Source organism: Cohnella panacarvi Gsoil 349 (assembly GCF_000515335.1).
Classification (GTDB): Bacteria; Bacillota; Bacilli; order Paenibacillales; family Paenibacillaceae; genus Cohnella; species Cohnella panacarvi.
On the sequence record NZ_KI911563.1, the window covers coordinates 1,020,009 to 1,032,375 of the forward strand.

Below are 12,367 nucleotides of genomic sequence, written 5' to 3' on the forward strand. Positions count from 1 at the left end.
CACAGGCTTCGGAAGGCAAGACAGGGTAAACGCGCAAAGTCCCCGACCCTATAATGGGCGGGGACTACGATGCGCTTGCGTTATCCGGTGGTCCCGTTCATCTGCACCCAAAGCTCGCTGTACAGACCGTCCCGTATCGTCGCCAATTGGCGATGCGTGCCTTGTTGGACGACTTTGCCTTCCCTCATGACAAGGATGGAGTCCGCGTCTTGAACGGTCGTCAGACGGTGCGCAATGACGAGCAGCGTCCTGCCTTGCTCTCTCGTGCGGGAGAGGATCGCCTCCATGACGCGACGTTCCGTATCCATATCCAGGGCGGAGGTGGCTTCGTCCAGGATCAATATTGTCCGATCGGCCAATATCGCTCTCGCGATCGCAAGGCGCTGACGTTGCCCCCCGCTTAACGTACTGCCGTGCTCCTTTAACGAGGTGTCATACCCTTCCGGCAGCGACCTAATAAATTCGTGCGCCTGAGCGGCTGCGGCTGCGGCGATCAGCTCTTCCTCCGATGCGTCCGATTTGACCTTGAGCAAATTTTCTCGGATCGTGCCGGAGAACAGATAGGACGTTTGCGGAACGTACGAGACGATCGATCGGGCATATTCGGCGTTGGCCAGAGTACTCGTCCCTCCGATGCGTACGTCGCCTTCGTCCGGGAACAAGAGGCCCGCCGCAAGCTTGGCGACAGTGGATTTGCCTCCCCCGCTCGGCCCGACAATCGCGGTGAACGAGCCGGGCTGAATATCCAGTGAAACTCGCGTAAGCAACGTCGCTGCTTCGGGACCAACCGGTTCGTGCTCCGCGCCGGTTGGGTCGGAATGACCCGCATCCATCAATCCGGCATTTTCGCGATAGCGGAATGAAACGTCATGCAGACGAATCGTCGGCTTCTTGTCGGCGATGGCCGATACGCCGGCATCAACGGCCAATGCGGGTTCCTTCGGCGCTCTCAAGAGCGTAATCGCCCGATAGGTAGTCCCCAGCCTGATCTGCACCTCTCCCCATGCATTGCCCAGCTGAATGAGCGGGCCTTGGATTCTCCAGATGAGAACGGAGAACGCCATGAGCGAACCGAGAGACATCTTGCCTCGGATGGCCAGCCAAGCAACGGTCAGTATCGTTCCCCAGTTGATGAGCAGCGCCAGCGAGCTCGTTAAGCCGTTCACGCACTGTTGCCACCACATGCGCTTTATATATATCTTGTTCAACTTGGACCGCTCCGTCACGAAGCGCCCGAGCATCCAATGCTCGGCCCCGAACGCCCGAAGCGTCTCCATTCCTTGCAGCGCGTCCTGTTGGCATTGCCCTACGATCGCCTCCTGATTGGCCGTTTCGCTTCCGATGCGAGCAAGACGGCGCTTCATCAGGTGGCTGCCTAGCGCGCCAAGCGGCAACAGAATCATGACGCAAATGCCTATCCGCCAGTTCAATTGAAGCATGTAGGCGGAGGCTAGAAGCAGCAACAGAGCCTGATTCCCCATCCAATCCAGTATCGTGCCGAGCAGCCAGGGGAAGTCGGAGTCACGATTGACGCGTTGCGCGATATCGGCTGTATGCGAGGATTGCGCGGTATGCAGCGGCAGCCGCTGCGCCTCGTCGGCGAGATCGACCGCGAGATCGCGATGCACCGAACTTAGGAGGTTCTGCTTGATATAGTAGCCGATCGTATTGAACACGCTTGCGGCAATCACGATTAACGTGAACGCGGCCAATAGCGTTCGAATCTGCGGAAGGTCGGAGTCTCCCAAATAATTGAAATACCATTCCATCATAATAGGTATCAAAACTTGCATAATGGAGTCGGTGAAAATCATCAAGCACGCGAATAGAAGCAACATTTGTTTAGAGCCGAGCCGTTCCCAGGACAATGAGAACACTTCGCGCAAGCGGACGGACGGCGGTTGCGCGGCAATCGAAGTCTTCATAGAATCACCCTCCTTGCAGAATGGTTCGCCCACTCGCCCGAGCGAATAAGGGACGCATAACGGCCGCCCAGCCGCAGGAGTTCATCGTGGGTACCGGACTCCAATACCTTTCCGTTCTCAACGAATAGGATGCAATCCGCATCCCTGACGGTAGAGAGCCGGTGGGCCGCGACGATGACCGTACGGCCTTTCATCATCTGCTGCAAAGCTTCCTGCATCAATTTTTCATTGATCGCATCAAGCGCGGAAGTCGGCTCGTCCAGCAGCAGAATGTCAGGCTTGCGTATATAAGCCCTCGCAAGCGCCAAGCGCTGTCGCTCCCCGCCCGATAACCGCTGGCCGCGTTCGCCGATTCGCGTTTCGTACTTATCAGGCAGCGCGTCGATGAAAGAATGGGCGTTCGCGAGCCGGGCGGCATCGATGACTTCCGAGTCGTCCGCTTCCAGACGTCCCACGCGGATATTGTCCATGACTGCGGCATCGAACACGGCCGCGTCCTGCGGCACATAGGCTATACGTTTCCTCCATTGCGCAAGAAGGTCATCGGAGAGAGCCGTTTCGCCGCAGCGGATCGTTCCCGAATCCGGTTCGTACAAACCGAGAATAAGCTTGAGCAGCGTACTCTTCCCGCCGCCGCTCGGTCCTACGATCGCCGTCATTGAACCGCGCCGGAACACCGCCGAGAACCGATCCAGGGCCGGTTGCTCCTGATAGTTGAACGTTACCTCGTTCATGACGATGTCGCCGTCGAAATCGGCTTTTTCCTCGCTCGCCTTCGCCCGCTTCTTCGCGGAAGCGGACGATTCGGTCGGATCGAAGACCTCATAGACCCTGCCGGCATGCGCGACGGATTCCTGTACGCTCGCCCATAAATTGACCATGTAGGCGAGGGGGAAAATAAGCCGTTCATACGAGAGGACGAACGCTGCTATCGCTCCGATCTCCAAAGTTCCCCGGTTCGCCATCCACGCTCCGAGTCCAAGAATATAGGCTTCGCCAAGCCAAAAGCCCAAACCGACAAACCGATTCGTAATTACGCGATAAAGGTCTCCGCGCAGCCAATTCCGCCGAGAGGCATCGTAATCTTCCTTCCACGATGTGCCGAACGCTTGCCGCAGCCCGAAGCTGCGAACGACCTCGGCTCCCTGCAATTGGTCGAGCAACCGCGCATTCGTAACGGCCTGCGATTCATTATGAAGTTTATTCCATTTGCGAATCGGCTTGCTGAACAGGTTGCTCAGCAAAGGCATGAGCAGCGCTACCCCCAGCGCGCCGGCCATAAGCTCCCAGGAGAGCACGGTCAAGTACGCGAAAAGGAACAGAACCGACAGGCCATTATGTATGAGTCCGGGAATCCGCTGATTGATTCCATCCTGCGCCGCTACGGCTGATTGGTTTATTCTCTGCAGCTTATCTCCGGTATGCAATCCGGTGAATCGTTTCATCTTCATCGCAAGCAAGCCTCCGAGCACCTGGTGCTGGAGATCGAGCGTCGTCCGGTTGGACAGCTTCTGCGACAGCCATGCCCTAATGACGGTTACGATCTGCTCGATTACGAACAACCCTGCGAGCCAAAAACCCGTAGTTAATAGCCCGTCAGTGCTTAAGCTGGTCGTCACTTCGAACAACCGCCTCATCCCTTCGGCCCAACCGACAGGCAGAAGAGAACTAACGATGACGATTCCGCTGACCGCGAGATAGGACGCCCAGTAACGACGAGCCCATTTCAGCATTTTCATCAACGTCTGTCCGGGTTTAAGCGTTACTGCGGATGATTGCATGCATTCGATGCCCCCTAAATAGTCCCATATTTCCCGATTATCCCAAAGTAACGGTAAAATGTACATGAATTTTGTTAATGATATAAATTTTTGAAAGGAAGAGATAAAAAAATCTTCCTCACGTAAAGATGAGGAAGATCCCGTAACCGGATTGCGACGAACTATTCCGTTTCTAATTCCGTGCGTATGCGCGAGAGCTCAATGACTCTGTTCTCGTCCCGCTTGAAGTATTCGACCAGCGTCTCGATGCACGTAATCGAATCCCAACTCAGATGGTGCTCGATGCCTTCGACGTCGCGATAGATGTTCTCTTCTTGCACGCCGATGACTTGAAGGAAAGATTCCAGCAGGTGATGGCGCTCGACAAGCCGTTTGCCCATCTTCTTGCCTTTATTCGTAAGCACGAGACCGCGGTATTTTTCATAAATCAAGTAACTGTCTTTATCGAGCTTCTGGATCATCTTCGTCACGGACGACGGATGGACTTCCAGCCCTTCGGCGATATCGGAGACGCGGGCATACCCCTTCTCGTCGATCAACCGATAGATTCGCTCCAAGTAGTCTTCCATACTCGGGGTCGGCAACGCTGATCCCCCTTTCCTGCAATCGTCAACATCTACTAATCATACACCTTTTGTACAGGACGGGGCAAGCTTTAGAACTTGAGCCATTCGGGCGTATGGCTGTTGAGCCACACCGTAATCGACGTCATTCGATCCGTGAAAAGCAGGATGCCCATGACGATCATCAGCGCGCCGCCGATCTTCATCAGCAGGTTGGAATACTTGAGAATCCACCGCGTCGAGCCGAGGAAGAAAGCGACCGCGAAGAAAGGAACGGCGAATCCGATCGAATAGGCCGTCGTCATCCCGATCCATGTTCCCGGATTGGCCACCGCAAGCGCTTGAATCGAGAACAAGATCGGACCGATGCAAGGCGACCATCCCGCGGAGAAACCGATTCCGAAGATGAAGGACCCGAGGTAACCGGCCGGCTTCCACTTCATGTCCATTTTGCGTTCTCGCATGAGCAACTGCGGCTTGAATGCGCCGAGCAGGAACAAACCCATTAAGACGATAAAGATCGCGGCCAACTGCCGGATCAGGTCTTGGTTATCCCGGAACGACGTCGCGAAAGCGTTCGTGCCGTATCCGAGGGCGAAGAACACGACCGAGAAGCCGACGATGAAGAAGAACGTGTGGGTCATCGTGCGCATCCGCATGCTCGTGCTCGTATCCGTCTTGATATCGGTGACCGATACGCCGGTTATGTACGATAAGTACGCGGGATATAACGGCAAACAACAGGGCGAGATGAATGACGCGAACCCCGCGGCGAACGCTATCCCTACATTGACGTCTGACATAAATGATTGCCTCCTTAGGTGCTTCCGGCTAGACGCGGAACATTCGTTTGGACATCATCGAGATCGCGAGGACGCCGATCAGCAAGAGCACGATCGTTCCGCCCGGCGCCAAATTCCATACCCCGGCGATCCAAAGTCCCGCCAGAACGGCGAGCTCGCCGATGAGAACGACGAGGATCACCGCCTGCCTGAAGCTTCTCGACAGCGCCAGGCTGCAAGCCGCCGGAATCGTGAGCAGCGCGGAGACGAGCAGCGCGCCGACGATCTTGATCGCCGCGCTAATCACAAGAGCGGTCAGGATGCTGATCAGAATGTTGAAATAACGGATTGGAAGCCCGCTGACCGCGGCCGCGTCCTCGTCGAACGTAAGCAGGAACAGCTCTTTCTTGTGGATCAGCACGATCGACAACACGATGGCCGTTACGCCGCCGATCACCGCGAGATCCGTGTTCGTAAGCGTGTAGATGCTGCCGAATAAGTACGAGTTGACGTTCAAGTTAAACCCTTTGCCAAGGGTGAAGAGGATCGAAGCTAAGGCGATACCGCCCGACATGATAATGGCGATCGATAATTCCGCATAAGTCTTGTACGTTCTTCGAAGCATTTCGATTCCGAAGGAAGCGACGATCGCGAACAGAAGACCGACAGCGACGGGGTACACGTTGATCAGAAACCCTAGCGCAACCCCGGCGATGCTGACGTGGGCGAGCGTGTCCCCGATCATGGCCAGCCTGCGCAGCACGAGGAACAAGCCCATTAGCGGCGCGGTTATGGCGATAAGAGCGCCTCCGATAAGCGCCTTTTGAAAAAATTCAGCCGTCAAAATGTACAAGCGTCGTTAACCTTCTTTCCGGAGGGAGTGCAGCAGATCCGTCTCCACGCAATCCTCGAGATCGTGCGAGTGGCGGACGTAGAAACTGATCTTGCCGGACTTCTCCTTAGGCGTCTCGCCTAGATAAGAACGAACCATTTCCATGTCGTGCGACACCATAAGGAACGTAATATTATGGTGCTGATGCATATGTCTGATCAAGCTGAAAAAGCTCGTCTGCGTCTCGGTGTCGATCCCCGTCAGCGGTTCGTCAAGGATGAGCAGCTTAGGGTTGTTGATGAGGGCCCGCGCCAGGAATACCCGTTGCTGCTGTCCTCCGGACAACGCTCCGATGCGCTGGTCCGCGAGATCCTGGATGCGAAGCGTGCTGAGCGCGTCCTCGGTTCGGGAGACGTCTTCCTTCGTTACGCGGCGGAACAGCTTGCGGCGCCCGTACAAGCCGGACTGCACGACTTCTCGGACCGTGGCCGGGAACAGCGGATTGAAGTGATTGCGCTGCGGCACGTAGCCGATCAGACTCCAGTCCTTGAACTGGCTCGCGGGCGTTCCGAACAGCGAGATGCTGCCGGATTGCGGACGCAGCAAGCCTACGATCATTTTCAGCAGCGTCGTTTTGCCGGCGCCGTTGGAACCGATCAGCCCGACGAAATCCCGTTCCTGCACCGTAAAGTTAACGCCCGACAGCACTTGTTTCGAATCGTAAGCGTAGCTGACCTGATCCAATCGAATGATTTCGCGGTGGCAGCTGGGCGGTTGCGCTTGCTTCAAACTTGCTTGCTCGCTCATAGGTCCCCTCCTCCCGAGTCTTGTTGTCTACTCTCATGTTAGATTACCGAAGTGCCTTCTGCAAGTTTTCCAAGTTGCGCTCCATGATCGAGAAATAGTTGTCCCCGGCTTTCTCCTGCTCCGGCGTCAAGCCTTCGAGCGGGTTAAGCACCATCGTGTCGATGTTCGCCTCGTTCGCCAGCGTCTTTGCAAGCCGGTCCGATACGAGTTCCTCGAAAAATATCGTCTTGATTCCGTGCGATTTCACATAGTCGGAGATTTCGAGCAAATCCTGAGCGCGCGGCTCGGCTTCCGGGGACAAGCCCATAATCGCGATTTGGTTCAAGCCGTAGTCTCTGCACAAATAGCCGAACGCTTGGTGCGATACGACGATGTCCCGTCCTGCGTATGGGGACAATCCGTCCGTGAACTTGGCGTCCAGCTGCTTGAGCCGTTCGTTAAGCTGCTCGTAACGGGTTTCATAGTCCGCTCGGTGCGCCGGGTCTACCGCGATATAAGCGTCTTTGATGTTGGCGGCCATCGCCAGCGCGGAGCGCGGGCTGATCCAGGTGTGCGGATCGACGTCTCCTTCATGCTCATGCGAATGGCCTTCTTCTTCCTCTTCGCCGTGTTCATGGCCTTCTTCTTCGCCCTCGCCGTCGATGAGCGCGATGCCATGGCTCGCTTCGACCGTACGAACGTCGCCTCCCGATTCGATGACCGGCATGAAGTCGTTCAGCCAGCTTTCCAATCCCGCGCCGTTGTAGATGAACAGCTGCGCGTTGCTGGCATCCGACAAGTCCCGGCTCTTGGGCGTCCAATCGTGCGGCTCTACGCCGGCGGCGATCATGTTCGTCACGTGCGCCTGCTCCCCGCCGATCTGCTCCGCGAAATAATAGAGCGGATAAATCGTCGTCACGACGTTAACTTTACCTTCGACGTTCCCGGAATTTCCGCTTCCGCACGCGGTGCTTGCGATCGACAGTCCAAGGAAGAGCGACAGCGTCATTGCCATGCGCCTGCTTATAAACATATACTCACAACCTCTTAATCGTAATTTTTATTATTAAGAACATGAGCAATTATAGCGCCGCTTTAAGAGTGTGTCAACCATTCTGGGAAGAGAATTCCCGCGCGCAGCTTCGGTTGGTCGAACTGCAGAACGTCAAGCGGCCGGAATCGCCCAGCAACTCGGCTCCGCCGCGCTATTTCACGTAGTCTCGCCCATTCCGCTTCCGTAACTCGGCTCCGCCGCGCTAAACAAAAAGCCTGCGTCCCCATAAGAGACACAGGCTGCTTATCTTACTTTACGATCGCTCCGTTAGGCATGCTGTCCGGTACGGTCGCCAGCGTAAGCTGGTCGCCGGCGGAAGCCGCGAGAATCATGCCTTGAGACAGCTCGCCGCGAAGCTTGACCGGCTTCAAGTTCGTGACGCAAATGACTTTGCGTCCGACGAGTTCCTCCGGCTTGTAATGCTTGGCGATGCCGGACACGACTTGCCGCTTCTCGAAGCCGAGATCGAGCTGCAGCTTCAGCAGTTTATCGGCTTTCGGGATCGGCTCGCAGGCGACGACTTGCGCGACGCGAAGCTCCACTTGAGCGAAAGCTTCGATGTCGATCTCCGGCTTCAGCTCGGGAGCTTCGACCGGCACGGCTTCCGCGGCAGGCGCCGGTGCGGCGGTTTCCTCGGCCTTTGCTCCTCCGCCCATCGACTCGATGATCCAAGGCACTTCGATCGCCATATCGAGGCGCGGGAAGATCGGCTCGCCTTTGTTCAGCTTCGTGCCCGCAAGCGATCCGCCGAACGTCCGCACGCTGCCCCAAGCAGTGAGCGCGCCTTCCGCGATGCCGAGCTGAGCCCATATTTTGCGCGGCGTCTGTGTCAGGAAAGGCTGAATGAGAATCGACACGACGCGCAAGCTTTCGGCGAGATGACCCATGACGGAGGCGAGCGCAGGGCGATTCGCTTCGTCTTTCGCCAGCGCCCAAGGCTGCGTTTCGTCGATATATTTGTTCGTTCGGCCGACGAACGCCCAGATCGAACTGAGCGCAACAGAGAACTCCATGTTATCCATCGCTTCCTCGACTTTGCCGACCGTCGTCGCAGCCAACTGCTCCAAGTCGGCGTCGAACGCCGTCGCTCCGCTCTCGAACGCAGGCACCTCGCCGCCGAAATATTTATCGATCATCGCTACGGTACGGTTGAGCAGGTTGCCGAGATCGTTCGCCAAGTCGTAGTTGATGCGCTCAACGAAGTTTTCCGGCGTGAACGCGCCGTCCGAACCGAACGGAACTTCGCGCAGCAAGTAGTAACGAACCGCGTCTAAGCCGAAATGCTCGATTAGCGACACGGGGTTGACGACGTTGCCTTTGGACTTCGACATTTTGCCGTCCTTCATGAGCAGCCAGCCGTGCGCGAACACTTTCTTCGGCAGCGGCAACCCGAGCGCCATCAGCATGATCGGCCAATAGATCGTATGGAAGCGAACGATTTCTTTGCCGACGAGATGCACGTCCGCAGGCCAGAAGCGCTTATACAACTCATCGTTGTCCGAGGCGTAGCCTAGCGCCGTGATATAGTTGGACAACGCGTCGATCCACACGTAGATGACGTGCTTCGGATCGCCGGGAACTTTAATGCCCCAATCGAACGTCGTACGGGACACCGCGAGATCCTCGAGCCCCGGCTTGATGAAGTTGTTGATCATTTCGTTGCGGCGGGATTCCGGTTGGATGAACGCCGGATTCTCTTCGTAGAAAGCGAGCAGACGGTCCGCGTACTTGCTCATCCGGAAGAAATACGATTCCTCCTGCACCCACTCCACCGGACGCCCGCAATCCGGGCAGTTGCCGTTCACGAGTTGGCGCTCCAGGAAGAACGATTCGCAAGGCGTACAGTACCAACCTTCGTAAGCGCCTTTATAGATATCCCCCTGGCTCAGTAGCTGCGCGAAAATTTTCTCGACAGACGCTTTATGGCGCGTTTCCGTCGTACGGATGAAATCGTCGTGCGAAATTTCGAGCTTGTCCCATAGTTCCTTGATGCCGATGACGATATCGTCCACGAACTGCTGCGGCGTCTTGCCCGCTTCCTGCGCCTTGCGCTCGATCTTCTGGCCATGCTCGTCGGTTCCCGTCAAATAGCGGACCGAATAGCCGCGAAGCCGCTTGTAGCGTGCCATCGCGTCGCCTGCCACCGTCGTGTACGCATGTCCGATATGCAGTTTGTCGCTTGGATAGTAAATCGGCGTCGTAATATAGAACGTTTTATCGTTGTCCGGCATGTCGCCCGCTCCTTTGCGCTTGTCGCGCTTGATCGAATGAAACAAACAAAAAACTCCCGTCCGCATGGGACGAGAGCGAAAACTCACGTGGTACCACCCAATTTCCCTCCGACCGTATAAGCGTAGCCGTGCGGAGGCTCATGAATACGTTCCGTTAACGCCGAACCCGCGTCGTCCCCTTACCAGGCTATTCAGCCGATGCTCGAAGACGAATCCTCCAGGACCATTTTCCATAGCTGCCCTATGCCGGTTTTCAGCTGCCCCGGCTCTCTGCGATAGGCGCGAACGCTAAGTACTTATCCCTTCTTCGGATCAATGAAGCTATTCAAGTTATTGCCCACAATATAGCCGAATAGACGCGGCGTTGTCAACTTCAAATCGCGGAACACCTGAAAGATTATAACCCCGATTCCGCTCGCTTCCGAGGTTTCCGGGGCGGGACGGGGTCGAACCCCCCGCGATGGAACGGATGACATTTGCAAATGCGAACGACGGCTAAGTAGGTTCCCTTGGCCGCGCCGTGGACTTCGATCGCTTCGAGCGCGTATTGCGAGCAGGTCGGCGCGAATCGGCAAGTCGGCGGCTTTAGCGGCGAGATGAATTTTCGGTAGAACCGGATCGGAAGCTGAACGGTTCGTCTAAGCATCCGCGATCTCACTCCCTGCTGCTGTATATTCTAACTATGCAGGAGAGAGCAACCGAAGTCAAACGTTGGCTAAGTTCAGGGTGCGGCGTCGGAATAGAGGTCGATTTGACCTCTACTGCGGCACTTGGCGGAGAAACGTCGGTTTAGAGGTCGATTTGACCTCTACTGCGGCATTTGGCGGAGAAACGTCGGTTTAGAGGTCGATTTGACCTCTACTGCGGCACTTGGCGGAGAAACGTCGGTTTAGAGGTCGATTTGACCTCTACTGCGGCACTTGGCGGAAGAACGTCGGTTTAGAGGTCGATTTGACCTCTACTGCGGCACTTGGCGGAGGAACGTCGGTTTAGAGGTCGATTTGACCTCTACTGCGGCATTTGGCGGAGGAACGTCGGTTTAAAGGTCGATTTGACCTCTACTGCGGCACTTGGCGGAGAAACGTCGGTTTAGAGGTCGATTTGACCTCTACTGCGGCATTTGGCGGAGAAACGTCGGTTTAGAGGTCGATTTGACCTCTACAGCGGCACTTGGCTGAAGAACGTCGGTTTAGAGGTCGATTTGACCTCTACTGCGGCATTTGGCGGAGAAACGTCGGTTTAGAGGTCGATTTGACCTCTACTGCGGCACTTGGCTGAAGAACGTCGGTTTAGAGGTCGATTTGACCTCTACTGCGGCACTTGGCGGAGAAACGTCGGTTTAGAGGTCGATTTGACCTCTACTGCGGCACTTGGCGGAGAAACGTCGGTTTAGAGGTCGATTTGACCTCTACTGCGGCACTTGGCGGAGAAACGTCGGTTTAGAGGTCGATTTGACCTCTAATGCAGACCCAAAGACGGAATTGTGGCTAGCTGATCGGGATTTCACAACGGTCTCCCAGGCCGTTACAGCGGCGGAATGGCATGGCGGGTTCAACGGGCATAAAAAAGAAGATGCCCTCCAGGGCACCCTCATCTTTGCGCGTTGTTCTCGCTAAGCGAACCAAGTATTCACGGTGAAGACCAACCCCGCGACGGAAACCACGGACAGCGCCAAGAACAGAAACCCTTGCCGCTTGTTCTCCTGGAATAACCGCAAGACTCCTAAGCTTAAGAACGAACCGATCATCAGAATGAAGATCACGCCGGTAACGAACAACGCGAGCGAGACGTCCTCGACATTAACCAAACTCACAAAGCTGCCCCCTTGGAAGGTATCGATTGAATAGTCCGTACGCTAGATAGATTCCTCTAGCATTATACCGATTTACGGCTCTATAAACAATTCGTACTCGTTCTTATCCGAGGGTCTTCGTTTGAAGCGTACGACCAGCCTTCCTTTGCGAATCGCGGCTCTTCCGGTACGGGGGTAGACAAAGCAAGGCAACCGGATCGTCTGCTTGCCGTTATTCGGCATCCCGGTCACCTTCAGCCGGTCCGACGTCGCGAATAGTTGCAGCCCGCGAAGCTCGGCATCCGAATTCATCGCCATCGACACGGTAACGAACTTGGCGTCTTTGTGCACTTCCATCCGCAACGCGTTTTTCGTCTTCGCGCTTGCATCTTTCTTAGCTCTCTCCATCATATTTTTCACGTACGTATTCAGCCACGCGGGATCACCTTGCTTATCCCATTGCTCCACGAGCTTCCACGGCAGATCGCGGCCCAACCACTCCTGAACGATCTTCCAATCCGGAAGCGGCCCGCTGTCGAAAAAAGAGCCCATCTCCCACCCTGCCTTCCCTGACCGACGCTTATCATTCAGCATATGCCTATTCAGCCCAGCCGTGCGCGC

General features: G+C 55.9%; 11 protein-coding genes. All 11 read right to left on the minus strand.

The window, feature by feature from the left end:
• Positions 1-80: 80 nt before the first annotated feature.
• The gene (locus COHPA_RS24200; protein WP_027085082.1) at positions 81-1,925 is read right to left on the minus strand and encodes an ABC transporter ATP-binding protein; all 1,845 of its coding nucleotides are present in this window, start codon (positions 1,923-1,925) and stop codon (positions 81-83) included.
• Positions 1,922-3,706, minus strand: a complete 1,785-nt coding sequence (locus COHPA_RS22980; protein ID WP_027085083.1) for an ABC transporter ATP-binding protein — start codon at positions 3,704-3,706, stop codon at positions 1,922-1,924. Before COHPA_RS22980 ends, COHPA_RS24200 begins: the two co-directional genes overlap by 4 nt.
• Positions 3,707-3,867: 161 nt before the next feature.
• Entirely contained in the window at positions 3,868-4,290 is a 423-nt protein-coding gene (mntR, locus tag COHPA_RS0104895; RefSeq protein WP_035119374.1) for a transcriptional regulator MntR, read from the minus strand.
• A gap of 71 nt (positions 4,291-4,361) precedes the next feature.
• Positions 4,362-5,072, minus strand: coding sequence for a cytochrome c biogenesis CcdA family protein (locus COHPA_RS0104900; RefSeq protein ID WP_027085085.1), 711 nt, complete (start codon positions 5,070-5,072; stop codon positions 4,362-4,364).
• 28 nt (positions 5,073-5,100) lie between these two features.
• Positions 5,101-5,904, minus strand: a complete 804-nt coding sequence (locus COHPA_RS0104905) for a metal ABC transporter permease (RefSeq protein ID WP_027085086.1) — start codon at positions 5,902-5,904, stop codon at positions 5,101-5,103.
• A 6-nt stretch (positions 5,905-5,910) separates the two neighbouring features.
• Positions 5,911-6,690, minus strand: coding sequence for a metal ABC transporter ATP-binding protein (locus COHPA_RS0104910; protein WP_027085087.1), 780 nt, complete (start codon positions 6,688-6,690; stop codon positions 5,911-5,913).
• Positions 6,691-6,733: 43 nt separating this feature from the next.
• Positions 6,734-7,702 (minus strand): metal ABC transporter solute-binding protein, Zn/Mn family, encoded by a 969-nt coding sequence (locus COHPA_RS0104915; RefSeq protein WP_027085088.1) that lies wholly within the window; start codon positions 7,700-7,702, stop codon positions 6,734-6,736.
• Between the two features lie 269 nt (positions 7,703-7,971).
• Positions 7,972-9,954 (minus strand): methionine--tRNA ligase, encoded by a 1,983-nt coding sequence (metG, locus tag COHPA_RS0104920; protein ID WP_035120081.1) that lies wholly within the window; start codon positions 9,952-9,954, stop codon positions 7,972-7,974.
• Positions 9,955-10,351: 397 nt separating this feature from the next.
• Positions 10,352-10,600, minus strand: coding sequence for a membrane protein insertion efficiency factor YidD (gene yidD / locus COHPA_RS0104925; RefSeq protein ID WP_027085090.1), 249 nt, complete (start codon positions 10,598-10,600; stop codon positions 10,352-10,354).
• Positions 10,601-11,566: 966 nt separating this feature from the next.
• Positions 11,567-11,767 carry a hypothetical protein gene (locus COHPA_RS0104930; protein WP_027085091.1) on the minus strand — a complete coding sequence of 67 codons (201 nt, stop codon included), beginning with the start codon at positions 11,765-11,767 and terminating at the stop codon, positions 11,567-11,569.
• 72 nt (positions 11,768-11,839) lie between these two features.
• A complete protein-coding gene (locus COHPA_RS0104935; protein ID WP_027085092.1) occupies positions 11,840-12,298 on the minus strand; it encodes a hypothetical protein in 459 nt (152 codons plus the stop codon).
• Positions 12,299-12,367: the final 69 nt, after the last annotated feature.